Raw genomic sequence first — 24,696 nt, forward strand, 5'->3', positions numbered from 1 at the left:
GCCGACACCCAATACTTTGCGCGCTCCCTCCGCCCGGACCGGCCGGGAGGAGGGAGCGGAGGCCCCGGCCCCCGTCGGGGCCTCCGCGGGCGCGGCGGTCATGACGCGCCGTGCGCGCGCAGGTGGTGCCGCTCGGGGCGCGGACTCTCCGCGGCCTCCCGGTCGGTTCGTACCGCGGGTCTGACGGCGGAGCGGCGGGCCGCCGCGCGGCGCTCGGCCCGGGCCGCCCTGGCCTGCTGGGCGAGGCGCCACTGGTCGGCCTGCTGCGTGAGGTCGGCCCTACGGGCCTGGTGCAGTTCGTACGCGAACATCTTCTTCTCCTTGGGAGTGTGTCTCCTTCTCGGTGCCTCCAGCCTCGTCCGTGAGGCACCCCCCGCGCATCGGGCACCTGCCCCAACCCTGGCCCCCGCGGGGTCCTTAGCCGCGGGCTCCGCGCGGGCTCCGCCTCCTTAGACCCGCGCCTCACGCCGCCCCCGCGGCTGAGGCGCCTAAGGCCCTGCCCGGTACGCGGCGCCGGCGGGCGCGGGGCCGGGGCGTCACCGGGCCTGCGGCCGGGGGGCCGCACGGACCGGCTCAAGTCGCACCTCGGGGCGAACCGCCCGGAGTAAGTTGAGCGGCGTGGACACCGCCTCCTACATAGGGCCGGACGACGCGCCCGACAGATACCGCCTGCGGCGGTCGATCGGCCGCGGCGGCGAAGCCGTGCTCTACCTCGCGGAGCTGGAGCTGGGCGGCGCGACGGAGCCGGTCGTCGTCAAGATGCTCGACGACCGGCAGGCCCTCGCCCCCGAGCTGTTCGCGCGGGTCAGCGCGAAGTGGCGGGAGCAGGCCGAGCTGCTGCGCTTCGTGCACCGGCCCGGCGTGGTCGGGATCCGGGAGCACTTCGAGGGGCCGTCCGCCCATCCCGCGGGCGTCCTGCCGGAGTCGGGCGGCCGGGCGCTCTACCTCGTCATGAACCACGTGCAGGGCCTGGACCTGCGCGACTGGCGCGCGGAGCGCACCCTGGAATCCGCGCAGGAGCGCCGCGCGGCGGTGCGCTGCCTGGAACAGCTCGCGGAAGTGCTCGACTGGCTGCACAGCGGCTCGGCCACCCCCTCCGGCCGCCGGGTCGTGCACGGGGACCTCTCCCCCGGCAATGTGATGATCGACGACCACGGCCAGGCGACCCTCGTGGACTTCGGCCTGAGCAAGCTCGCCGCCGAACACCAGACCGCCGAGGTGTGGTTCACCCCCGGCTTCGCGGCGCCCGAGGTCTTCGAGGGGATCCGCAGCCCGGCCACGGACCGCTACGCCTTCGGCGCCATCGCGTACTTCCTGCTGAGCGGCGAGGCCCCGGCGACGGTGCCGGAGACGCTTCGCGAGGCGCTGCTCGCGCTCCCGGCCCTGGCCGGGCTGGCCCCGCAGAGGGCCGCCCGGGTCGCGGCGATCTTCGCGGCGGACCCGGAGTCCCGCCCGGCGTCGCTCACCGGGTGGGTGCGGGAGCTGCGCTCCCTCGTCGTGTCGGCCACCCGGCCCGAGCGGCCGCCCGTACCGGCGGTCGCGCCCGTACCGCCGCCCGTCCCCCAGGGGCCGCCCGCCGCGCCGGTCCTCCCGCCACCGCCGGTGCACGCGCCGCAGCCGGTCTTCCGCTCGCCGGTGCCCGTGGCCGCGCCCGCCGTCACCGCGCCGCCGCCGCAGAGGCAGCGTGGCCTGCGGATCACGCTCGCCGCGGTGGTGGCGGCGGCGCTCGTCGGCGGCGGGGCGGCGCTCGGCGTCGTCCTGTCCGGCGGGGGCAAGGGCGACGACGACGCCGGCGGGCACTCCTCCGCCCCGCCCGCCTCGGCCGGCGGCGCCGGCTCGCCCACCTCGCCCGGCTCACCCACGTCGCAGCAGCCCGCCGCGGGCGACGGCACCGGCACCCCCACCGGTCCCGGCGACGGCGGGAACGGCGGCGGAGGCGACGGCACCACGGACCCCGCGGCCGCGGACGGGGCCTCGCTCGCCGACCTCACCCCCACCGACGAGAGCACCTTCTCCCTGGAGCGCGGCACCGCGGCCGTCGACGGCGTGCAGTACCCGGACTCGCTCACCTCGTCGTACTGCTACCGCGACGCGAGCGGCCTGGACGGCTACGCCGAGTACAACCTCGGCAAGAAGTACACGACGCTGGACGTCGTGATCGGCCTGGACGACAACAGCCCGAACACCGGTGAGACCTTCACCGTCGTCGCGGACGGCAAGCGGATCTTCCGCGACCGGGCGACGGTCGGGAAGCCGTTTCACAAGGGGTTCGACGTCTCCGGCGTGCTGCGGCTGCGGGTGGAGTGGGTCTCGGACGACGACGGGAACTGCCCCACCGCCGTGCTGGGCGACCCGACGCTGATCCCCTGAGACACCAGCACCGGCGCGGGCTCCGGCACGGCGGCGGCCGGGGCCGGTGCCGGGGCGGGGCCCTCGATGCTGATCTTCGGCAGCCTGCGGTCCAGCCAGCCCGGCAGCCACCAGTTGGCGGCGCCGAGGACGTGCATCAGCGCGGGCACCAGCAGCGTGCGCAGCACGAAGGCGTCGAGCGCGACGGCGGAGGCCAGGCCGATGCCGAACATCGCGATGACCCGGTCGCCGCTGAGCACGAAGGCCAGGAAGACCGCGATCATGATCACCGCGGCCGAGGTGATCACCCGGCTGGTCTCGGCGAGCCCGACGCGTACCGCCCGGCAGTTGTCGCGGGTCTCGCGCCACTCCTCGTACATCCGGCTGACCAGGAAGACCTGGTAGTCCATGGACAGCCCGAAGAGCACCGAGACCATGATCACCGGCAGGAAGGGCTCGATCGGGCCCGCCCTGCCCAGGCCCAGCCACTCGTCACCCCACCCCCACTGGAAGACCGCGGTGACGACGCCGAAGGACGACGCGACCGCGGCGACGTTCATCGCCGCCGCCTTGACCGGGATGCCGATCGAGCGGAAGGCGACCAGCAGCAGTACGCAGCCGAGGCCGACGACGCTGCCGACGAACAGCGGCAGCTTGCCGACCACGACGTCCGCGAAGTCGTCGTAGCTCGCCGTCGGGCCGCCGACGTAGACGCGCAGCCCGCTGCCCTGCTCGGCGGCGGGCAGCACGTCGTGCCGCAGCCGGTCGACCAGCTGCGAGGTGGCGCCGGACTGCGGGGCGCTGTCGGGGGTGACGGTGATGACGCCGGTGCCGCCGGACAGCTCGACGGGGCTGACCCCGGCGACGCCGGGGGTGTCGCGCAGCGTCTCGGGCAGGCGGTCGAGGGCGATCCTGGCCTGCGCGCCGTCCGTGGTGGCGACGAGGGTGAGCGGGCCGTTGCTACCCGGCCCGAAGCCGTCCGCGAGCAGGTCGTAGGCCTGCCTGGTGGTGGCCCGGGCGGGGCCGTTGCCCTGGTCGGAGGTGCCGAGGTGGAGGGTGAGCGCGGGCAGCGCCAGGACGGCCATGAGCACCGCGGCCGCCACACCCAGCAGCTTCGGGTGCCGTTCGACGAAGGCCGACCAGCGCGCGGCGAACCCCGCGGGCGGCTCGGGGCGCGGGCCGTGCTCGGCCAGCGCGCGGCGCTCACGGCGGCTGAGGGCGCGCTCTCCGATGTAGCCGAGCAGGGCGGGCAGCAGCGTGACGGACGCGGCGACGGTGAGGAGCACGGTGAGCGCGGCGGCCACGGCGACACCGTTGAGGAAGCTCAGCCGCAGCACCAGCATGCCGAGCAGCGCCACGCACACCGTGCCGCCCGCGAAGACCACCGCCCTGCCGGTCGTGGCGACGGCCTGCTGCGCGGCCTCGGCGACGTCCAGACCGCGCTTGAGGCCCCTGCGGTGCCTGCTGACGATGAAGAGGGCGTAGTCGATGCCGACGCCGAGCCCGATGAGCATGCCCAGCACGGGCGCGAAGTCGGCGACGGTCATGGCGTGGCCGAGCAGCACGATCGCCATGTAGGCGGTGCCGCAGCCGACCAGCGCCGTCGCGATGGGCAGCAGCATCGCGGCGAAGGAGCCGAAGACGATCAGCAGCACCACGGCGGCGACGCCGATCCCGACGACCTCGCTGAGGTGCGCGCCGGCGCTCTCGGTGCTGCCGACCGCCTGCCCGCCCAGCTCCACCCGCAGGTCGCCGTGCCGGGCGGCGGTGGCGGTGTCGACGAGGGCCTGGGCCTGTTCGCGCGGTACGGCGTCGGCGTCCGCGGCGAAGCCGACGACGGCGTAGGCGGTACGCCCGTCGGCGCTGATCTGCGACCCGCCGTCGGCGGCGTACGGGCTGTCGACCGAGGCGACGCCGGGCAGGTGGCGGGCCTCGTCCAGGACCGCGGTCATGGTCTGCCGGACACCGGCGTCGCGTACGGTGCCGTGCCCGGTGTGCCAGACGACGGTGTCGCTGTCGCCCGCCTGCCCGGGGAAGGCCTCCCGCAGCAGGGCGGCGGCGTACCCGGACTCGGTGCCGGGGGCCTCGTAGTGGCGGGAGTACGCCGAGCCGGCGACGCCCGCCGCGGCGGTGAGACCGGCGAGGACCGCGAGCCACAGCAGCACGGCGGTGAGGCGGCGGTGCAGACACCACCGTGCGAGTGCGGCCATGAACCAGCTGCTCCTGTGTACTCGACGTCCGCCCCACTGTCGCAGGAGGAAATGATCCTTTGGGACTTTCGTGCCCTTCCTCACAAGGGGTAAAAGACGGATAAGGAATACACCGCGACATGCCGAAGGACGGCACCCCCGGGATGGGGTGCCGTCCTTCGTGGCGCCGTGCGGGACCGGCCGGTCGGAGCCGGCGCGGCCCGGGATCAGCCCTGGACGCCCAGCTTCTCCAGGACCAGCTCGCGGACCCGCTTGGCGTCCGCCTGGCCCCGGGTGGCCTTCATCACCGCGCCGATGAGCGCGCCGGCCGCCGCCAGGTTGCCGCCGCGGATCTTGTCCGCGATGGCGCCGTTGGCCGCGATCGCGTCGTCCACGGCCTTGCCGAGCGCGCCCTCGTCCGAGACGACCTTCAGGCCGCGCCGGTCCACGACCTCGTCCGGGCCGCCCTCGCCCGCGAGCACGCCCTCGATGACCTGGCGGGCCAGCTTGTCGTTGAGGTCGCCCGCGGCGACGAGCGCCGCGACCCGGGCGACCTGCGCCGGGGTGATCGGCACCGCGGCCAGCTCGGTGCCGGACTCGTTGGCGTGCCGCGCCAGCTCGCCCATCCACCACTTGCGCGCGGCCGCGGGGTCCGCGCCCTCCGCGATGGTGGCGAGGATGAGGTCGAGAGCCCCGGCGTTGAGCACCGACTGCATCTCGTGGTCGGCGATGCCCCACTCCTCCTGGAGCCGCTTGCGGCGCAGCCGCGGCAGCTCCGGAAGGCCGGCGCGCAGCTGCTCGACCCACGCGCGGGACGGGGCGACCGGCACCAGGTCGGGCTCGGGGAAGTAGCGGTAGTCCTCCGCCTCCTCCTTGATGCGCCCGGAGGTCGTGGACCCGTCCTCCTCGTGGAAGTGCCGGGTCTCCTGCACGATCGTGCCGCCGGAACCGAGGACGGCGGCGTGCCGCTGGATCTCGAAGCGGGCGGCGCGCTCGACACTGCGCAGCGAGTTGACGTTCTTGGTCTCACTGCGGGTGCCGAACTTCTGCTCGCCGCGCGGGCGCAGCGACAGGTTGACGTCGCAGCGCATCTGGCCCATCTCCATCCGGGCCTCGCTCACCCCGAGCGCCTTGATCAGCTCGCGCAGCTCCGCGACGTAGGCGCGGGCCACCTCGGGGGCGCGGGCGCCCGCGCCCTCGATCGGCTTGGTGACGATCTCGATGAGCGGGATGCCGGCCCGGTTGTAGTCCAGCAGCGAGTGGGAGGCGCCGTGGATGCGCCCCGTGGCGCCGCCGACGTGCGTGGACTTCCCGGTGTCCTCCTCCATGTGGGCGCGCTCGATGAGCACCCGGAAGACCTCGCCGTCCTCCAGCTGGACGTCCAGGTAGCCGTCGTACGCGATGGGCTCGTCGTACTGCGACGTCTGGAAGTTCTTCGGCATGTCCGGGTAGAAGTAGTTCTTCCGGGCGAAGCGGCACCACTCGGCGATCTGGCAGTTCAGCGCGAGGCCGATCTTGATGGCGGACTCGACGCCGGTCTCGTTGACGACCGGGAGCGAGCCGGGCAGGCCCAGGCAGGTCGGGCAGACCTGCGAGTTGGGCTCGGCGCCCAGCGCGGTGGAGCAGCCGCAGAACATCTTCGTCCTGGTGCCCAGCTCGACATGGACCTCCAGGCCCATCACCGGGTCGTAGGCCGCGAGCGCGTCCTCGTAGGACAGCAGTTCCGTGACGGTCACGTGGTTTCTTCCTCCTGGCCTGTCAGTCCGTCAGCACGTCGTCGTCCGGCTGGCGCAGATCCCGGACCAGCAGGGCCACACCGGTGGCCACCGCGGCCACCCGGATCAGACCGTCGATCAGCTGGAGGGTGTCGTGCTCGCCACGCGCGGTACGGACCTTCTTGACGTTGCTGAAGGCGGCGAAGAGCGTGCTGCCGATGGCCAGGTACGTACCGGCCTTGCCCTTCTTCTTGTTGCCCTTGGTGCTCATAGCTGCGGTGCCTCCTCAAGCAGCGGGTGGCCCCACTTCGTCACGAAGGCGGCCTCGACGGCGGCGCCGACCCGGTAGAGCCGGTCGTCCTTGAGTGCGGGAGCGATGATCTGCAGGCCCACCGGTAGACCGTCCTCCGGCGCGAGCCCGCAGGGCAGCGACATCGCCGCGTTGCCCGCGAGGTTGACCGGGATGGTGCACAGGTCGACCAGGTACATCGCCAGCGGGTCGTCTACCCGCTCCCCGAGCGGGAACGCAGTGGTCGGCGTGGTCGGCGACACCAGCACGTCGACCTGCTCGAAGGCCTTCTCGAAGTCGCGCGTGATCAGCGTGCGGACCTTCTGGGCCGAGCCGTAGTACGCGTCGTAGTAGCCGGAGCTCAGCGCATAGGTGCCGAGGATGATGCGGCGCTTGACCTCGGCGCCGAAACCCGCCTCGCGCGTGAGCGCGGTGACCTCCTCGGCGGACTTCGTGCCGTCGTCGCCGACCCGCAGGCCGTAGCGCATCGCGTCGAAGCGGGCCAGGTTGCTGGAGCACTCCGAGGGCGCGATCAGGTAGTACGCGGCGAGCGCGTACACGAACGACGGGCAGGAGATCTCCACGACCTCCGCGCCCAGCTCGCGCAGCACCTCCACCGACTCCTGGAAGCGCTGCACCACACCGGGCTGGTAGCCCTCGCCGCCCAGCTCCTTGACGACGCCGATGCGCATCCCGCGCACGTCACCGCTGCGGGCCGCCTCGACGACCGGCGGCAAGGGGCCGTCGATCGACGTCGAGTCCAGCGGGTCGTGGCCGCCGATGACCTCGTGCAGCAGCGCCGCGTCCAGCACCGTACGGGCGCAGGGGCCGCCCTGGTCGAGCGAGGACGAGAAGGCCACCATGCCGTAGCGGGACACACCGCCGTAGGTGGGCTTGACGCCGACCGTGCCCGTCACCGACGCGGGCTGCCGGATGGAGCCGCCGGTGTCCGTGCCGAGCGCGAGCGGGGCCTCGTACGCCGCGAGCGCCGCGGCGCTGCCACCGCCGGAACCGCCCGGGATACGCGTCAGGTCCCACGGGTTGCCGGTCGGGCCGAAAGCGCTGTTCTCGGTGGAGGAGCCCATCGCGAACTCGTCCATGTTGGTCTTGCCCAGGATCACCACGTCGGCGGCCTTGAGCTTCTTCGTGACCGTCGAGTCGTAGGGCGGGATCCAGCCCTCCAGGATCTTCGAACCGACCGTGGTGGGCACGCCCTCGGTGGTGAAGATGTCCTTCATCGCCAGCGGCACACCGGCCAGCGGGCCCAGCGGCTCACCCGCGGCGCGCTTGGCGTCCACCGCGCGGGCCTGCGCGAGGGCGCCCTCCCGGTCGACGTGCAGGAAGGCGTGCACCTTCTCGTCCACGGCCTCGATGCGGGCCAGGTGCGCCTCGGTCACCTCGACCGCGGTCAGCTCGCCGGACGCGATCTTCTCCGCCGTCTGCGCGGCGGTCAGCCTGATGATGTCCGTCATCGGATCAGTCCTCCCCCAGGATCTGCGGCACCTTGAAGCGCTGCTGCTCCTGCGCCGGGGCGCCCGACAGCGCCTGCTGCGGGGTGAGCGACGGCCGGACGGTGTCCGGACGCATCACGTTCGTCAGCGGCAGCGGGTGCGAGGTCGGCGGGACGTCCTCGCCGGCCACCTCCGAGACGCGGGCGACCGCGCCGATGATGTCGTCAAGCTGTCCGGCGAAGTGGTCCAGCTCATCGGCGGACAGCTCCAGCCGTGCCAGCCGGCCGAGGTGGGCTACCTCCTCGCGCGTGATGCTCATTCGATCCTCTGCGGGTGAGACAACGGTGTGGGCCCCAATCCTATGGGGCTCGGCCCCGCGCCCGCGAAGCCGTTACCCCTGCGGGGGGCCGGGAGGCCGCGGCCTTCGCCTCGGAGGGGGCGGCGCCTGCCGCGCGGGGCGGGCGTTTTCGCCGGACGCGCCCGGCCCGCCACCGGGGCGCGGCTCGTCACTGGCCGGCAGGGGCGGTCCGGTTCCGTACCGGGCCACCGGCCGGCGGGTGGCGGCCGGCCGCGCGCGGTTCCCCGCGGGCTACAGGCGCTCGACCGGTGCGACGGCCGGCACCGCCGAGGGCGCGGACCCGCCCGCGGGGGGAAGGGCCCGGCGGGCCGCCGCGGCGGCGGACGCCGGGAGGGCGCCGCGCTCGCCTCGGGCGAGGAGCCACTTCGTGGCCTCCTCGGGCGGCATCGCGGCGGCGACCAGCCACCCCTGCACCGCGTCGCACCGCAGGTCGCGCAGCCGCTCCCACGTCTCGTCGTCCTCGACGCCCTCCGCGACGACCATGAGGCCCAGCGAGTGGGCCAGGTCGACGGTGCAGCGCACGATCTCCGCGTCCTCGGTGTCGACGACGAGCCGGGCCACGAAGGAGCGGTCGATCTTCAATTCGCTGACCGGCAGCCGGCGCAGGTGGACGAGGGAGGAGTAGCCGGTGCCGAAGTCGTCGAGGGACATCGTGACGCCGTGGCCGGTGAGTCCGAGGAGGGTGTCGGCGGCCCGCTGCGGATCCTCCAGCAGGACGTGCTCGGTGATCTCCAACTGGAGGCAGTGCGGCGGCACCTGGTGCCGCGCCAGCCGGGCGGCGACCGTGCCGGCGAAGCCCGGGCTGTGGACGTCGCGCGGCGAGACGTTGACGGCGACCGGCACGTCGAGGCCCAGTTCGCGCCAGCGGGCGACCTGGGCGAGCGCGGTGTCCAGCACGTATTCGGTGAGCAGCGGCATCAGGCCGGACGTCTCGGCCATGGTGATGAACTCGTCGGGGCTGACCCGGCCCCGCTCCGGATGCTCCCAGCGGACCAGGGCCTCCAGGCCGGCGACCCGGCCGTCGAAGCGCACCTTGGGCTGGTAGTGGAGCTCGACGTCGCCGGAGTCGAGCGCCCGGCGCAGGTCGCCGAGCAGGCCGAGCCGGTCGGGGGTGTTCCCGTCGCGCGTGGCCTCGTAGACCTCGACGCCGCTGCGGTCGCGTTTGGCCTGGTACATGGCGACGTCCGCGCGGCGCAGCAGGCCCTCGGCGTCCAGGGCGTGGTCCGGGAAGACGGCGACGCCCGCGCTGGCCTCCAGCACCAGGGACAGGCCGTCGAGGCTGAGGGGTGAGGCGAGGGCGGCGACGAGGGTGCGGGCGACGCGCTGGGCGCGGGTGGTGGAGTCGCACCCCGGCAGCAGGACGGCGAACTCGTCCCCGCCGAGCCGGGCGGCCTCGGCACCACGCGGAAGGGCGGTGCGCAGCCGGTCGGCGACCTGGAGCAGCAGCCGGTCGCCCGCACGGTGGCCGAGGGTGTCGTTGACGGAGCGGAACTTGTCCAGGTCGATGAGGATCAGCCCGACGCGGCCGCAGCCGTCCGGCGGGTGCGTGCCCGTACCGCCGGACGCGGCCAGGAAGCCGGGCTCGGCGCGCTCGCAGTCCTCCTGGGCGTCGTCCAGCGCGCTCCAGGCGCGCTCCAGCAGCCACTGGCGGTTGGGCAGCCCGGTGAGCGGGTCGCGCAACTGCTCCTCGGCGCGGGCGTGGGCGATCCACAAGGTGGAGTCCAGCGCGATGAGCGGCACCGAGAACAGCGGCAGCAGCGCGGGCTTGTCGCACGCGACGACCAGGATGAGCGGGGAGATGCCGAGCAGCGCGCAGCCCAGCATGCCCTGCCGCATGAGGGCGGAGCGGGCGACGGTGGGCAGGCCGCCGCCGCGCGGCGCGAAGGCGCACCACAGCAGGGCGCGGGTCGCGGCCAGGTACGTCAGCGCGGCGACGGCGACGATCGGGGCGGCGGTCAGCGACCAGACGTCGGGGGCCCAGGGGTGCTCGACCGACGGATGGGCGCCGCACAGGCTGAGCACGGCGGCGCCGGCGCCGAGGCCGAGGATGTCGATGGAGCCGTACAGCGCGGCCTGCCGCCACCGGTGCCGCCGGGCGGCGCCCACCAGGGTGACGACGGCGAGGCTGACCAGCAGGGCGGACACCCAGCCGTGCACCAGCAGCATGGCGAGCGTGAGGGCGGCACCGGATCCGGTGCCGCCCCACCAGCGGTCGCGGCCGATGGCCACCAGATGGCCGACGATGATGCCGGTCAGGATCGCGAAGCCCCAGCCCCCCGTGCCGGCGGGGAAGAGGGCGTGGCCGTGCTCCAGCGCCCGGCAGATGCCGACGGCCAGGCAGATCACCGCGGCGGGCGGTACCGCGGTGCGCACCAGCGAGCGGGACAGGGACGGGGCGAGGGAGGGCAGCGCGGCGGGAGCGCGCGGCGGCAGCGGCGCCGTTGCGGCACTCTCCGTCGGATGCATGCCCGTCCCTCTTCCAGCCCGGTGAAGCAAGCAGGTGGCATTGCCCCCTGAGCGCCGAGGAGTTCCGGCTGCCGGAACGTATCGCCGCGGCGGGGACGCGTCTCAACACTAGGCCGCCGGGCGCCGTCCCGGGCACCGATCGAACGGGGTTGCCCGAATGCGACCAGGCACATCGACGTATTCTGATATAGGCCGATCGAGTGACATCTCCGGGCCATTCAGCCGGATTCGGCGGCCGTTTCGGTGCTGCCCGGGCCCTCCGCGGCGCCGGCCGCTTCCCCCGTGTCCGCGGGCTCCGCGGGATTCACCGCCATTGCCCGGGCGGCCTCCGGACCGTCCGTGAGCAGGGCGGTGAAGCCCGCTTCGTCCAGCACCGGCACTTTGAGCTGCACGGCTTTGTCGAACTTGGATCCCGGATTGTCGCCGGCGACCACGAAGTCCGTTTTCTTGGACACCGAACCGGTGACTTTCGCACCTCGGCTGCCCAGGGCCTCTTTTGCGCCATCCCGGGTATAAGCCGAGAGCGTTCCGGTCACGACGACCGTCACTCCTTCGAGTGGCCTCGGCCCTTCGTCCGAGCCCTTCTCGGTGAAGGTGACACCGGCCTCCCGCCACTTCCGGATGATCTCCTGGTGCCACTCCTCGGCGAACCACTGCTTGACGGACGCGGCGATCGTGGGCCCGACACCGTCGACCGCCGCCAGCTCCTCCTCGGCCGCCGTCATGATGCGGTCGAGGTCGCGGAACTCGCGGGCCAGCGCCGCGGCGGCGACCGGCCCCACGTGGCGGATGGACAGCCCCGTGATGACGCGGGCCAGCGGGCGGTCCTTGGCGGCCGTGATGTTGTCCAGCATCGCCAGCGCGTTCTTCTTCGGCTCGCCCTTCTGGTTGGCGAAGAAGGTGACGATCTTGGGCTCGCCCGTCTCCGGATCCCGCTTGGGCAGGCCGCTGTCCTGGTCCAGGACGTAGGAGCGGATCGGCAGCAGGCTCTCGATGTCCAGCGAGAACAGGTCGCCCTCGTCCCTGAGCGGCGGCTCGGCGTCCAGCGGCTGGGTCAGGGCCGTCGCGGCGACGTAGCCGAGCGCCTCGATGTCCAGGCTGCGGCGGCCGGCGAGGTAGTAGACGCGCTCGCGCAACTGGGCGGGGCAGTAGCGGGCGTTGGGGCAGCGCAGGTCGACGTCGCCCTCCTTCATCGGCTGCAGGGGGGTGCCGCAGTCCGGGCACTCGGCGGGCATGACGAACTCCCGCTCCGTCCCGTCCCGCAGGTCCACCACCGGGCCGAGGATCTCCGGGATGACGTCGCCGGCCTTGCGCAGCACCACGGTGTCGCCGATCAGGACGCCCTTCTTCTTGACCACGTCCTGGTTGTGCAGCGTGGCGAACTCCACCTCGGAGCCGGCCACCGTGACCGGCTCGACGACGGCGAAGGGCGTCACCCGGCCGGTGCGTCCGACGCCGACGCGGATCTCCACCAGCTTGGTGTTGACCTCCTGCGGCGGGTACTTCCAGGCGATGGCCCAGCGCGGCGCGCGCGAGGTGGAGCCGAGGCGGCCCTGCAGCGGGATCTCGTCGACCTTGACGACCACGCCGTCGATCTCGTGCTCCACGTCGAGCCGGTGGTCGCCGTAGTGGGCGATGAAGGCGCGCACCTCGTCGAGGCTGCCGGCGACCTTGTTGTGCCGCGCGGTGGGCAGGCCCCATTCGCGCAGCAGCTCGTACGCGTGCGACTGGCAGTCGATGGTGAAGCCCTCGCGGGCGCCGATGCCGTGCACGACCATCTGCAGCGGGCGGGAGGCGGTGATCCGCGGGTCCTTCTGGCGCAGGGAGCCGGCCGCGGCGTTGCGCGGGTTGGCGAAGGGCTTCTCGCCGGCCTCGACCAGCCGGGCGTTGAGCTCCTCGAACTTCTCGCCGGGGAAGTAGACCTCGCCGCGGACCTCGACGAGCTCCGGTACGCGCTCGCCCGAGAGGCGCTCGGGGATGCCGGCGATCGTCCGCACGTTGGGCGTGATGTCCTCGCCGGTGCGGCCGTCGCCGCGCGTCGCGCCGCGCGTCAGCCGGCCGTTCTCGTACGTCAGGTTGACGGCGAGGCCGTCGACCTTCAGCTCGCACAGGAAGTGGTAGGGGTGGTGGCCGTTGTCCGGCGGGCCCAGCTCCGCGGCGACCCGGTCCGCCCAGGTCGTCAGCTCCTCGTCGGTGAACGCGTTGTCCAGCGACAGCAGTCGCTCGCGGTGCTCGACGGAGGTGAACTCCGTCTCGTACGAGCCGGCGACCTTCTGCGTCGGGGAATCCGGGGTGCGCAGCGCCGGGTGCGCCTCCTCGATCGCCTCCAGCCGGCGCAGCAGCCGGTCGAACTCGGCGTCGCTGACGACCGGCGCGTCCTTGACGTAGTAGCGGAAGCGGTGCTCTTCGACCTGCTCGGCAAGGCGCGCGTGCTCCTCGCGGGCCTCCGCCGGAATCTCCGTGTCCTCCACGACCCCGTCCTTCCTCACTACTCAGGGTTGTCGACGAGCGAGCGCGCCGCCTGCGCGCAGTGCACGAGAGCGGCACGGGCATAGGCCGGTGAGGCCCCCGCCAGACCGCACGAGGGGGTCACGGCGACGGAGGACCCCAACGCCCCCGGTGCCAGCCCCAACCTGCGCCACAACGCCCGAACACCACTTACGCTACTGGCAGGGTCTGACAATGGGGCGTCAGCGCCCGGCACGACACCGGCCAGCAGCGCGGTGCCCGCCTCCACCGCCTCGCCCACGGCATCCCAGTCACGTTCGGTGAGCAGGGCGAAGTCGAAGGACACGCCGGACACGCCGGCGGCGCGCAGCAGCCCGAAGGGGACGTCCGGGGCGCAGGAGTGGACGAGCACCGGCACCCCGGCCGCCGCGATCAGTTCGCGGAGCGTCTGCTCCACGACCGCGCGGTCCACCGCCCGGTAGGTGCGGTAGCCGCTCGCGGTGCGGACCCGGCCGCCCAGCACCGCCGTCAGGGACGGCTCGTCCAGTTGCAGCACCGGCTGCGCGCCCGGCACCCGGCGCCGGACGTCCGCCAGGTGCGCCGCCAGGCCCTCCGCGAGCGAGCCCGCCAGATCACGGCAGGCGCCCGGGTCGCCCAGCGCCGCCTCGCCGTGCCGGGTCTCCACGGACGCCGCGAGCGTCCACGGCCCGACGGCCTGGAGCTTGAGCGGGCCCTCGTAGCCCTGGGTGAACTCCTCCAGGGCGTCCAGATCCTCCCCCAGCCAGGAGCGCGCCCGCCGGGTGTCCCGGCCCGGGCGGTCGCCGAAACGCCAGCCGCTGGGCTCCAGGCGGGCGTACAGCTCCGCGAGCAGGCCCACGCTGCGGCCGATCATGTCCGCGCCGGGACCGCGCGCGGGCAGCTCGGGCAGGAACGGGAGGCCCTGCGGGGCCTCGGTGCTCACACGGGCCGCCTCGCGGGCGTCGGTGCCGGGCATCGAGCCGACGCCGGTGGCGGTGGCCGGGGGGAGGTGCAGGTCGCTGATCACGCCCGAAGGGTAGCCCGCGGGCCGCGCCTCACCGGCCCGGGCGGACGGTGAGGTCGGTCAGCTCGGCGTCCCGCGGCAGGTCCAGGGCGGCCAGGACGGTGGTGGCCACCGACTCCGGGTCGATCCAGCGCGAGGGGTCGTAGGACTTGCCCTCCTGCTGGTGGACCTTCTGCTGCATGGGTGTCGCGGTGCGGCTCGGGTAGACGGACGTCACCCGCACGCCCGCCGCGTGCTCCTCGGCGCGCAGCGCGTCGGCCAGCGCGCGCAGCCCGAACTTGCTCGCACCGTACGCGCTCCACTCACCGCTCACGCTCAGGCCGGAGGTGGAGTTGACGAAGACCACGCTGCCGCGGGACAGCCGCAGCTGGGGCAGCAGCAGCCGGGTCAGCTCGGCGGGGCCCATGAGGTTGACGGCGAGCGTCTCCTGCCAGACCTTCGGCGTCAGGTCGCCGACGAGACCCAGCTCGACCGTGCCGGCGACGTGCAGCAGCGAGTCGAGCCGGTTCGGCGGCGACTGGTGGCCGATCGCCCAGGAGAGCCGGGCCGGCTCGGCGAGATCCCCGACGAGCGTGCGGGCGCCCGCATGCAGCTCGGCGAGCTGCCGCGCCCGGGCGGCGTTCCTGGCCAGCAGCCAGACCTCGTCCCCGCGCTCCAGCAGCCGCCGCGCGACGGCGCTCCCGATCCCCGACCCGGCCCCGGTGACGAGATGCACGCGGCGTGCGTCGCTCACAGCTGCTCCCCGTTCGCTTCTCCGCCCACCCGGCGAAGGCGCGCCCCACCGGCCGTCCGCAGGCCGGCGGCCTCGCGTGCGTCGCTCACAACTGCTCCCCGTTCGCTTCTCCGCCCACTCGGCGAAGGCGCGCCCCACCGGCCGGCCGCAGGCCGGCGGCCTCGCGTGCGTCGCTCACAGCTGCTCCCCTATGTAGGCCAGCGCGTCCGCCCCGTCGGAGGCGAAGTGGACGAGCTGGGACAGCGGCAGGGGCAGGAAGCCCTCGGCGTCCATCCTGCGCAGCTGGAGCTCCAGGCCGTCGTAGAAACCGGCGCTGCCCAGCAGGACCACCGGTTTGGAGTGCAGTCCGTGCTTCTTCAGCTCCAGGATCTCGGTGGCCTCGTCCAGCGTGCCGGTGCCGCCGACCATCACGACGAGGGCGTCGCTGCGGCGCAGCAGTTCGGCCTTGCGCGCGGCGAGATCCACGGTGACGATCATCTCGTCGGCGTTCTTCCGCGCCTTGTGCTGCAGGAACTCCACCGAGACGCCGACGAGCCGTCCGCCCGCCTCCTGGACGCTGTCGGCGAGGACCTTCATCAGGCCGGACTCGGAGCCGCCCCACACCAGGGTGTGGCCGCCCTCGCCCATCAGCTTGCCGAACTCGCGGGCCGGCTGCGTGTACTCCTCGCTCAGGTCGGCAGCCGACAGGAACACTCCGATGTTCATACGTTCACCGCGGGCTTCTCCTGGTGACGGGTCGTGCGCGCGGCACGGTCGGTGGTGGCGATGGTGGCCGAGCCCACGACGCGGGTGCCGTCGTAGAGGACGACCGCCTGGCCGGGGGCGACGCCCCGGACGGGGGCGTCGAAACGGACGTGCAGCTCGTCCCCGTGGGGCTCGGCCGTCACCGGGACGTCCTCGCCGTGGGCACGCAGCTGCGCCGTGTACGCCGCGGGGCCGGCCGGCGGGGCGCCGCACCAGCGCGGGCGGATCGCGGTGAGCGACGTGACGTCGAGCGCCTCGACCGGGCCGACCGTCACGGTGTTGTCGACCGGCGAGATGTCCAGCACGTAGCGCGGCTTGCCGTCGTCGGCGGGGACGCCGAGCCGCAGGCCCTTGCGCTGGCCGATGGTGAAGCCGTACGCGCCCTGGTGGGTGCCGACCCGCTCGCCGCTCTCGTCGACGATCGCGCCCTCGGCGCTGCCGAGCCGGCGGGCGAGGAAGCCCTGGGTGTCGCCGTCCGCGATGAAGCAGATGTCGTGGCTGTCGGGCTTGCGGGCGACGGCCAGGCCGCGCCGCTCGGCCTCCGCGCGGATCTCGTCCTTGGTGGCCGGGGTGTCGCCGAGCGGGAACATGGCGTGGGCGAGCTGCCGCTCGTCGAGCACGCCGAGGACGTACGACTGGTCCTTGGCCGCGTCGCCGGCGCGGTGCAGCTCTCGGGCGCCGTCCTCGCGGGTGACGATCGTGGCGTAGTGACCGGTGCAGACCGCGTCGAAGCCGAGCGCGAGCGCCTTGTCGAGCAGCGCGGCGAACTTGATCTTCTCGTTGCACCGCAGGCACGGGTTCGGGGTGCGGCCGGCGGCGTACTCGGCGACGAAGTCCGCCACCACGTCCTCACGGAAGCGCTCGGCGAGATCCCAGACGTAGTAGGGGATGCCGATGACGTCGGCCGCACGGCGCGCGTCACGCGAATCCTCCACCGTGCAGCAGCCGCGGGCGCCCGTCCGGAAGCTCTGCGGATCCGCCGACAGGGCCAGGTGGACACCGGTCACGTCATGCCCGGCCTCGGCGGCGCGGGCGGCGGCCACCGCGGAGTCGACACCGCCGCTCATGGCGGCGAGCACGCGCAGCTTGCGCGGCTCTGCGGGCTGGGGGAAGTCGTTCACCTGTCCAGGGTAACGGCCCGCCCCGGACGGCCCCCGCCGGTTGTCCACAGGCCCGCACACCCGGGCGGACCGGGCCTGGTGCAGGCGGAAGGGGCGTGCGTGCCCCGGGAGTTGCCGCGTGAGGACCGGTGCGGCCCTCGCCGGGACGGTGACGCGGGAGACTGTCCCCGGGACTGGACAACCGCCGACTACCGATGGGTAACATCGATCCATGGCAGATGCACCGGCCCGCGCGGCCGTCGGGGACAGCGAGTTCGACCGCGACACCACGGTGGTCGCACGGGCGGACGAACCGGGCACGTACGACGCAGAGCTCTCCGGGGGCTGGACGATCATCCGGGCCGTCAACGGCGGCTACCTGCTGGCCGTCGTCGCCCGCGCGCTGCGCGCCGCGCTGCCGCACCCCGACCCGCTGACCGTCACGGCGCACTACCTGACGGCCTCCGAGCCCGGGCCCGCGGTCATCAGGACGCAGACGGTGCGGGCCGGGCGCAGCATGTCCACCGGGCAGGCCTCGCTCTTCCAGCGCGACGCCGAGGGACGCGAGGTCGAGCGGATCCGGGTGATCGCCGGCTACGGCGACCTCGCGGCGCTCCCCGGCGACGTCCGCACCTCGGCCAAGCCGCCGCTCATGCCGTCCTACGGGGACTGCGTCGGCTCGCAGGACGCGCCGCCCGGCGGCGGTCCGGTCACCGGCTCCACCGCGATCCTCGGCCGGCTCGATCTGCGCCTGGACCCGGCGACCGCCGGCTGGGCGGTGGGCGCGCCGTCCGGCGCGGGCGAGATGCGCGGGTGGCTGGGCCTGGCGGACGGGCGCGACCACGACGCGCTGTCCCTGCTGCTGGCCGTCGACGCCCTGCCGCCGACCGCCTTCGACCTGGGCCTGGCCGGGTGGGTGCCGACGGTCGAGCTGACCGTCCACCTGCGGGCCCTCCCGGCGCCGGGGCCGGTGCGGGTCTCGATCACCACCCGCAACCTGGCGGGCGGGCTGCTGGAGGAGGACGCCGAGGTCTGGGACTCCCAGGACCGGCTGGTGGCGCAGTCCCGCCAGCTGGCGCGGGCTCTGCGCGCCTGACCCCGGCGGCTCCCGGCCGGCCGGCCGGGAGCCGCGTCCGCAGAGGGCCGGGAGGCGGGCCGCGCGGCCCGTAGAATCGACGGACCATGGCCTACTTCGATCACGCCGCCACGACGCCCATGCTGCCGGAGGCGGTCGAGGCGCTGACCGCGCACCTGACGGTGACCGGGAACGCCTCGTCACTCCACGCCGCGGGCCGCCGGGCCCGGCGGACGGTCGAGGAGTCCCGCGAGGCCCTGGCCGAGGCACTCGGAGCCCGGCCGAGCGAGGTGGTCTTCACCGGGGGCGGCACCGAGTCGGACAACCTGGCCGTCAAGGGCCTGTTCTGGGCGCGCAGGGCGGCCGACGCGCGCCGGGTCAGGGTGCTCGCGAGCCCGGTGGAGCACCACGCCGTGCTGGACGCGGTGCACTGGCTGGCCGACCACGAGGGCGCCGTCGTGGAGTGGCTGCCGGTCGACTCCTACGGCAGGGTGCACCCCGAGGCGCTGCGTGACGCCCTGGCCGCGCGCCCCGACGAGACGGCCCTGGTCACCGTCATGTGGGCGAACAACGAGGTCGGAACGATCCTGCCGGTCGCCGATCTGGCCGCGGTGTGCGCGGAGTTCGGGGTGCCGATGCACTCCGACGCGGTGCAGGCCTTCGGTCAGGCCGACGTGAACTTCGCGGCCTCGGGCCTGGACGCGATGACGGTGACCGGGCACAAGGTGGGCGGCCCGTACGGGGTGGGCGCGCTGCTGCTGCGCCGCGACGACACCCCCGTCCCGCTGCTGCACGGCGGCGAGCAGGAGCGCAGCCGTTCCGGCACCCTCGACGTCCCGGCCATCGCGGCCTTCGCGGCCGCGGGCACGCCGGCGGCACGGCGCCGCGCCCAGTACACCGCCCAGGTGGGCGCGCTGCGCGACGAACTGGTCCGCGGGGTGCGGGCCGCGGTGCCGGACGCGGTGCTCAACGGCGACCCGGCGGAAGGGGGCCGGCTCGCCTCGATCGCGCACTTCACCTTCCCCGGCTGCGAGGGCGACGCGCTCCTGCTGCTGCTGGACGCGCAGGGCATCGCCTGCTCCACCGGCTCCGCCTGCACCGCGGGCGTCGCCCAGCCCAGCCATGTGCTGCTCGCGATGGGCCGCCCCGCCCCGGACGCCCGCGCGACACTGCGCTTCTCCCTCGGCCACACCACGACCGCGGACGAGGTGGCGGAGCTGGTACGGGCGATCGGCCCCGCCGTCGAGCGCGCCAGGAGCGCCGGCCAGACCTGACCGGGCGCCCCGCACCGAACCGCCCGACTCACCCGCCCCGAGGGCAGACGGGCGGCGGGCGCAACGCTACGGTCGGAGCATGGATGATCGGCTCCGCGCGGTCTGCGACCTGATGATGCCCACCGTCCGGGAGATGGCCGGGCTGCACGAGTACGACGGCCGCGTGCAGGACCTCTCCCCCGACGGGATACGCCGCGCCCTCGCCGCGGTCGACGCTGCCCGGCGCAGTACGCCACGCCTTTCCGACCCGCACGAGGAGGCGCACCTGCGCGTCTTCGAGGAGGCGATGCGGGTCCAGTACGGCGAGCTGGAGATACACCGGCGCGACCCCTACCCCCATCTGTCCAACCTCGAACTCGCCTGCTACGACCGGGAATACGCCCCGCGCAAGGAACGCGCCGCGGCGCGCCGCCGGCACCTGGCGCAGTGGCCCGACGCGGTGGACGCGGCGCTGGCCTCACTCGACCGGGTGAGCGCGCCCGTGGCCTCCGCGCTGCTCGGCTCGGCCCGGGGGCTGGCCTTCGGCCTCGACCCGGACGAGGGCGTGGAGGCCGACGCGCTGGACGCACACGCCCGGCTGATCGCGCACCTGGAGCACGCCGCCGAGCACGGCGACCCCGACCCGCGGCTCGGCGGGCCCGGACTGGCCGCGCTGATGGGCTCGCAGGAGGGCATGCGGGTGGACCTGACGGCCCTGGCGGAAGCGGCGGACCGGGAACGCGTGCGGCTCGGGCAGCTGCTCACCGACTCCTGCCGCGCCCTCGACCCGCACCGCGCGGTCGACGACCTGATCCCCGAACTGCTCGCCGACCACCCGAGCGCCGAGGGCGTCATCCCGGCCGCCGCCCGGCTCACCGAGGAGGTCATCGCCTTCACCCGGGAGCGCCGGCTCGCCCCCTACCTCGACGGCGAGTGCCTGGTGGGGCCCGCCCCGCCCTCGCGCCGCTGGGCGATGGCCATGATGACGTGGGCGGGCCCCGGCGAGCCCGAGACGCCGTCCTGGTACCACGTGACGCCGCCCGAACCGGACTGGCCCGCGCAGGAGCGGGAGGAGTGGCTGACGGTCTTCAGCCGGACCAGCCTGCCGTCCGTCACCGTCCACGAGGTCGCGCCCGGCCACTTCGCACACGGCCGCGCCCTGCGGCGGGCGGCCGGCCCGGTCCGCCGGGTGCTGCACAGCCTGGCCTTCTGCGAGGGCTGGGCGCACTACGTCGAGGAGGTCTGCCTCGACGAGGGATTCCGGGCGCGCGACCCCCGCTTCGCGATCGGCGTCGCCCTGGAGGCGCTCATCCGGGTGACGCGGCTGACCTGCGCGATCGGGCTGCACACCGGCGCGATGGACGTGGCCGAGGCCACGCACCTGTTCGTGAGGGACGCGCACCTGGCCCCGGCGGGGGCCGCCTCCGAGGCGCGCCGCGGGACCTTCGACGCGGGCTACGGGCGGTACACGTGGGGAAAGCTGGAGATCATGCGGGCCCGCGAACGCGCGCAGCGCTCCCCCGGCTTCTCCCTGCCGGCGTTCCACGCCGAGCTGCTGGCGCTCGGGGCGCCGCCCCTGGGCCTGCTGGACGCGGTGGCGGGGGGCCGGGATGCTCAGTAGCGCGGCGGCGGGCCCCAGGCGGGCGGGCTGCTGAAGGCGTCGCGGTCGAAGATGGGCTGGGCGTTGGCGCGCAGCCACATCGCCACCGGGTCGTGGGGGTCGGACATGGCGACCGTGGAGACGGGCAGACCCTCGGGGACGCCGGGCACGGCCTGCTGCATCATCAGCCGTACGGCCTCCACCGCCTGCGGCGAGGAGTCGTAGACCTCGACGCCGATCGCGAGGTACGCCTCGCCGAGCGCGGGCTGCACCCACGCCTGCCGCAGGGCGCGTACCGCGGGCGTACGCTGCGCCGCCGTGGCGAGCAGCGCGTAGAACTGCGGCATCTGCACCGCGGGCTCGCCGATCCGCAGGGGGCCCGCGGGCAGCAGGTCGAGGCCCGCGGCGACGCGGCGCAGGTCGGGCCAGGGGACGCCGACACCGCCGCCCGGGGCGTGCGGGTTGAGCCACAGGCCGCAGTGGTCGGGGAAGAGCGTGAGCGCGATGTCCCGGCCCGCGGCCACCTCGTGCTCGCGGTTCCAGCCGCTGGCACCCAGCTCGCGCGGGGAGGTGCAGCACGGGGCGTAGCGGTGGCCGGCGACCTCCATCGCGGCGTACTGGGCGTCGGGGGTGCCGGGGGCGCCCTGCCAGAGCAGCATCCACACCTGGCCCTCGGCCAGCGACGTGAGCAGGTTCTCGTATGCGTCGTAGCGGCCCGGGGCCACCTGGAGCAGCATCTGCTCCACGTGGCCGGCCGCCGCGCCGCCGTGCGCGCCCGCGATCACGTCGGACCGCCCCTTTCCCGTCTGTTCGTCTTACGCCGTCGTTACGCCATCAAACCAGGTCGGCTCTGACCGGTGGAACGCTGACCGACTCAAGCGGTACGGGGTAAATGGCTCGTATACGGCTCGTATACGCCCGCACCGGTCGCCGGTCCGGGTCAGTCCCTGGCGTAGAAGGGCCGGACGGTCTCCAGCATCCAGTCGGCGACCGGGTCCTGGGCGACGTCGAGCAGGATCAGATGGACCGGCCAGGGCAGCGGCGCGGCGCCCAGCGCACGCCCGAGCGCGTCCATGGCGGCGGCGCGGTCGGATTCCTGCCAGCGGTCCAGTTCCACTCCGACGAAGAGCGCGGGCGGTTCCTCCTCGACGGCGGCCATGGCCCGGCGGGCGCTCAGCACCACGGGGGTGACGGCGTACTCGGCGGCGGTGATGGCCAGGAAGTCGACCGGCTCCTCGTCCGGCGCGGGCTCCCACAGGCGCACCCGGGCGCCGCTGGGGGCCTGCTCGCCGTACGCCCCGGGCGGCCGGGCGCCGCGGCACAGCTCGGCGACGGCAGCGGGTGGCAGCGGCACCCCCACGGCCCCGCCGGGGTTGACGGCGATGCCGACCATCGGGGGCAGGCCGCGGGCGAACTCGCGCACCGGCGCGACGGTGCAGGACATGCCCTCGGCGGCGAGCCGGTACTGCTGCTCGGAGCTGAAGACCGGCACGTAGGGCGCGCCGCCCAGCTCCACGGTGGGCAGGTCGAGGTCGGTGGACGCGGGCGAGCCGCCGTTGGGCAGCGGCACCCACACGTGGGAGCGGCCCAGGACCTCCAGCAGCCGGGGGGTCGCGGAGGGGTTGCCGAGGCTGGCGGCGAGCACCTCCTCCAGCTCGTTCGCCGGCCATATGTACGGTGCCGGATTGTCCATGTCCATCCTCGTCCGCGCTGTGTGCCGCTGTCGGCGCCACCCGTTGCCTGCCCGGAAACCCTATCTGCTGGCCGCCGCGCACGCCGGGGCATGCGATGATGGCGGCGCATGTCGGCGGCGGGAAGGGCATGACCTGCACCGACGGCACGAGCAGCACCCGCACGACCCGCAGTACGAGCAGCACCCACAATTCGCATACCGGCCGTTTGGAGGCCGCGCGGGAGAGTCCCACCCCTCGCAGACCGCGGGGGCGGGCGCCGAAGGAGCAAGTCCTCCCTTGAATCTCTCAGGCACACATACCGCGCGGACGAGGCAGATCTGAAAAGCGGGCGGGCCGCGTTCACCGGTCCCGCCCCACCCAAGGTGCAAGCCGCGGCCCGCAGGGTCACGGTGAACCTCTCAGGTTCCGATGACAGATGGGGAGGCCGGGAAGAGTCCCGGCCGGAAGTCCACGACCCGTCCGCCGCAATTGGGAGCACCTTGATGAGCGCAGCACCGAGCCCGTCCCCCGCCGCACCGCGCCGCACCGCGCTCGACGCGGTCCACCGCGCGCTGGGCGCCACCATGACCGACTTCGCCGGCTGGGACATGCCGCTGCGCTACGGCAGCGAGCGCGAGGAGCACCAGGCCGTCCGCACCCGCGCGGGGCTCTTCGACCTGTCCCACATGGGCGAGATCACCGTGACGGGCCCGCAGGCCGGGCAGGCGCTGGACCACGCCCTGGTGGGCCATCTGTCGGCGCTCGCGGTCGGCCGGGCCCGCTACACGATGGTGTGCGCCCCGGACGGCGGCATCCTGGACGACCTGATCGTCTACCGGCTCACCGAGGAGCGCTACCTGGTCGTGGCCAACGCCTCCAACGCCCAGACGGTCCTGGACACCCTCGCGCTGCGGGCCGCGGAGTTCGACGCGACCGTGACCGACGACCGGGAGGCCTACGCGCTGCTGGCCGTGCAGGGCCCGCAGGCGGCCGGCATCGTCGGATCGCTGACCGACGCGGACCTGCCGGCCCTGCGCTACTACGCCGGGCTGCCCGGCACGGTCGCGGGCGTGCCCGCGCTCATCGCCCGCACCGGCTACACCGGCGAGGACGGCTTCGAGCTGTTCGTGGCGCCCGCGGACGCCGAGCGGCTGTGGGAGGCGCTGCTGACGGCCGGGGCCGGGGCCGGTCTCGTACCGTGCGGCCTGTCCTGCCGCGACACGCTCCGCCTGGAGGCCGGGATGCCGCTGTACGGGCACGAGCTGACGGCGAACACGACACCCTTCGACGCCGGGCTCGGGCGGGTCGTGAAGTTCGACAAGCCGGGCGACTTCGTCGGCCGCGAGGCACTGGCGGCGGCCGCGGCACGGGCCGCGGAGCAGCCGCCGCGCACGCTCGTCGGGCTGGTCGCCGAGGGCCGCCGGGTGCCGCGCGCGGGGTACGCCGTCACGGGCCCGGACGGCGCGGTCGTCGGGGAGGTCACCTCGGGCGCCCCGTCGCCCACCCTCGGGGTGCCCGTCGCCATGGCCTACGTCGACGCGTCCGCCGCAGCGCCGGGCACACCGGGCGTCGCCGTCGACATCCGGGGCAGCCGGGAACCGTACCGGGTCGTGGCCCTGCCCTTCTACCGCCGCGAGCGCTGAGCCGGCCGGGTGCCCGCCGGAACGACCACCACGTCGTCCCGCCGGGACCCCGCTTGTCCACGCCGATCCACACGGCGCGGCCACCCGAGGGGACGAGAGTTGTCCACAGGCCGCCGCGCCCCTTCCACCAGCAACCCTTCGCATCCGGGAGAATTCCGTCATGAGCATCAATCCTGAGCACCTGCGCTACAGCAAGGAGCACGAGTGGGTCTCCCCCGCCGAGGCGGGAGTGTCCACCGTGGGCATCACCTCGCACGCCGCCGACGCGCTCGGTGACGTCGTCTTCGTCCAGCTGCCGGAGGTCGGCTCGACGATCGCCGCGGGCCAGGGCTGCGGCGAGCTGGAGTCCACCAAGTCCGTCAGCGAGCTGTACGCCCCGGTGTCCGGCGAGGTCACCGAGGTCAACCAGGACGTGGCCGACGATCCCTCGCTGGTCAACTCCGCGCCCTTCGAAGGCGGCTGGCTGTTCAAGGTGCGGATCGCCGACGAGGAAGCGGAGCTGCTGACCGCTGCCGAGTACGACGACTTCACCGCGGCCTGACCCTTCGCCCCCCACCCGTACCCGAGG

The 24,696-nt window shown here is 74.2% G+C and carries 20 protein-coding genes and 1 riboswitch; of the genes, 6 read left to right on the top strand and 14 right to left on the bottom strand.

All coding sequences use genetic code 11. The features are described from left to right. Positions 1-98: 98 nt before the first annotated feature. The gene (locus ACH4SE_RS15490) at positions 99-311 is read right to left on the bottom strand and encodes a hypothetical protein (RefSeq protein ID WP_398543886.1); all 213 of its coding nucleotides are present in this window, start codon (positions 309-311) and stop codon (positions 99-101) included. Positions 312-618: 307 nt separating this feature from the next. Here ACH4SE_RS15490 and ACH4SE_RS15495 point away from each other — a divergent pair, with 307 nt between their 5' ends. After that, on the top strand, positions 619-2,370 hold the full coding sequence (locus ACH4SE_RS15495) for a protein kinase (protein ID WP_398543887.1): 1,752 nt from the start codon (positions 619-621) through the stop codon (positions 2,368-2,370). On the opposite strand, the gene ACH4SE_RS15500 is transcribed toward ACH4SE_RS15495, so the two are convergent. The 11 genes from ACH4SE_RS15500 to mnmA form a co-directional block, all read right to left on the bottom strand. Continuing rightward, the gene (locus ACH4SE_RS15500; RefSeq protein WP_398543888.1) at positions 2,259-4,559 is read right to left on the bottom strand and encodes an MMPL family transporter; all 2,301 of its coding nucleotides are present in this window, start codon (positions 4,557-4,559) and stop codon (positions 2,259-2,261) included. The genes ACH4SE_RS15495 and ACH4SE_RS15500 overlap by 112 nt on opposite strands. 206 nt (positions 4,560-4,765) lie before the next feature. After that, positions 4,766-6,274: an Asp-tRNA(Asn)/Glu-tRNA(Gln) amidotransferase subunit GatB gene (gatB, locus tag ACH4SE_RS15505; RefSeq protein WP_398543889.1), complete on the bottom strand. Its 1,509-nt coding sequence runs from the start codon at positions 6,272-6,274 to the stop codon at positions 4,766-4,768. A 22-nt stretch (positions 6,275-6,296) separates the two neighbouring features. Further along, the gene (locus tag ACH4SE_RS15510; protein WP_398543890.1) at positions 6,297-6,524 is read right to left on the bottom strand and encodes a hypothetical protein; all 228 of its coding nucleotides are present in this window, start codon (positions 6,522-6,524) and stop codon (positions 6,297-6,299) included. Next, the gene (gene gatA, locus ACH4SE_RS15515) at positions 6,521-8,014 is read right to left on the bottom strand and encodes an Asp-tRNA(Asn)/Glu-tRNA(Gln) amidotransferase subunit GatA (protein WP_398543891.1); all 1,494 of its coding nucleotides are present in this window, start codon (positions 8,012-8,014) and stop codon (positions 6,521-6,523) included. The genes ACH4SE_RS15510 and gatA overlap by 4 nt, the downstream gene beginning before the upstream one ends. A gap of 4 nt (positions 8,015-8,018) precedes the next feature. Next, positions 8,019-8,312 carry an Asp-tRNA(Asn)/Glu-tRNA(Gln) amidotransferase subunit GatC gene (gatC, locus tag ACH4SE_RS15520; RefSeq protein ID WP_398543892.1) on the bottom strand — a complete coding sequence of 98 codons (294 nt, stop codon included), beginning with the start codon at positions 8,310-8,312 and terminating at the stop codon, positions 8,019-8,021. Positions 8,313-8,582: 270 nt separating this feature from the next. Continuing rightward, complete coding sequence (locus ACH4SE_RS15525) at positions 8,583-10,817, bottom strand: putative bifunctional diguanylate cyclase/phosphodiesterase (protein ID WP_398543893.1); 2,235 nt, start codon at positions 10,815-10,817, stop codon at positions 8,583-8,585. Positions 10,818-11,035: 218 nt separating this feature from the next. Next, the gene (gene ligA, locus ACH4SE_RS15530; RefSeq protein ID WP_398543894.1) at positions 11,036-13,288 is read right to left on the bottom strand and encodes an NAD-dependent DNA ligase LigA; all 2,253 of its coding nucleotides are present in this window, start codon (positions 13,286-13,288) and stop codon (positions 11,036-11,038) included. A gap of 17 nt (positions 13,289-13,305) precedes the next feature. Next, complete coding sequence (locus tag ACH4SE_RS15535) at positions 13,306-14,259, bottom strand: methionine synthase (RefSeq protein ID WP_398544098.1); 954 nt, start codon at positions 14,257-14,259, stop codon at positions 13,306-13,308. 79 nt (positions 14,260-14,338) lie between these two features. Further along, entirely contained in the window at positions 14,339-15,040 is a 702-nt protein-coding gene (locus tag ACH4SE_RS15540) for an SDR family oxidoreductase (RefSeq protein WP_398543895.1), read from the bottom strand. Positions 15,041-15,214: 174 nt separating this feature from the next. Further along, complete coding sequence (locus ACH4SE_RS15545; RefSeq protein ID WP_398543896.1) at positions 15,215-15,745, bottom strand: TIGR00730 family Rossman fold protein; 531 nt, start codon at positions 15,743-15,745, stop codon at positions 15,215-15,217. Next, a complete protein-coding gene (gene mnmA, locus ACH4SE_RS15550) occupies positions 15,742-16,905 on the bottom strand; it encodes a tRNA 2-thiouridine(34) synthase MnmA (RefSeq protein WP_398543897.1) in 1,164 nt (387 codons plus the stop codon). Before mnmA ends, ACH4SE_RS15545 begins: the two co-directional genes overlap by 4 nt. Before the next feature lie 211 nt (positions 16,906-17,116). On the opposite strand from mnmA, the gene ACH4SE_RS15555 reads away from it, so the two are divergent. The 3 genes from ACH4SE_RS15555 to ACH4SE_RS15565 all read left to right on the top strand — a co-directional run bounded on the left by ACH4SE_RS15555 (position 17,117) and on the right by ACH4SE_RS15565 (position 20,833). Next, on the top strand, positions 17,117-17,980 hold the full coding sequence (locus tag ACH4SE_RS15555) for a thioesterase family protein (RefSeq protein ID WP_398543898.1): 864 nt from the start codon (positions 17,117-17,119) through the stop codon (positions 17,978-17,980). Between the two features lie 86 nt (positions 17,981-18,066). Then, the gene (locus tag ACH4SE_RS15560; protein ID WP_398543899.1) at positions 18,067-19,233 is read left to right on the top strand and encodes a cysteine desulfurase family protein; all 1,167 of its coding nucleotides are present in this window, start codon (positions 18,067-18,069) and stop codon (positions 19,231-19,233) included. A gap of 79 nt (positions 19,234-19,312) precedes the next feature. Next, positions 19,313-20,833, top strand: coding sequence for a DUF885 family protein (locus ACH4SE_RS15565; protein WP_398543900.1), 1,521 nt, complete (start codon positions 19,313-19,315; stop codon positions 20,831-20,833). Here the strand turns inward: ACH4SE_RS15565 and ACH4SE_RS15570 are convergent. Together ACH4SE_RS15570 and ACH4SE_RS15575 are read right to left on the bottom strand one after the other, a co-directional pair. After that, positions 20,827-21,597: an enhanced serine sensitivity protein SseB C-terminal domain-containing protein gene (locus ACH4SE_RS15570; RefSeq protein ID WP_398543901.1), complete on the bottom strand. Its 771-nt coding sequence runs from the start codon at positions 21,595-21,597 to the stop codon at positions 20,827-20,829. The genes ACH4SE_RS15565 and ACH4SE_RS15570 overlap by 7 nt on opposite strands. Before the next feature lie 155 nt (positions 21,598-21,752). Continuing rightward, on the bottom strand, positions 21,753-22,505 hold the full coding sequence (locus ACH4SE_RS15575; RefSeq protein ID WP_398543902.1) for an enhanced serine sensitivity protein SseB: 753 nt from the start codon (positions 22,503-22,505) through the stop codon (positions 21,753-21,755). Between the two features lie 208 nt (positions 22,506-22,713). Beyond that, a riboswitch (glycine riboswitch) is annotated at positions 22,714-22,817 on the top strand. Between the two features lie 171 nt (positions 22,818-22,988). Between ACH4SE_RS15575 and gcvT the strand changes: the two genes are divergently transcribed. Both gcvT and gcvH read left to right on the top strand, forming a co-directional pair. Continuing rightward, entirely contained in the window at positions 22,989-24,128 is a 1,140-nt protein-coding gene (gene gcvT, locus ACH4SE_RS15580; RefSeq protein WP_398543903.1) for a glycine cleavage system aminomethyltransferase GcvT, read from the top strand. Positions 24,129-24,288: 160 nt separating this feature from the next. After that, on the top strand, positions 24,289-24,669 hold the full coding sequence (gene gcvH / locus ACH4SE_RS15585) for a glycine cleavage system protein GcvH (protein WP_398543904.1): 381 nt from the start codon (positions 24,289-24,291) through the stop codon (positions 24,667-24,669). Positions 24,670-24,696 lie beyond the last annotated feature (27 nt).

The sequence above is a fragment of the Streptomyces sp. NPDC020983 genome, from assembly GCF_044333485.1.
Classification (GTDB): Bacteria; Actinomycetota; Actinomycetes; order Streptomycetales; family Streptomycetaceae; genus Actinacidiphila.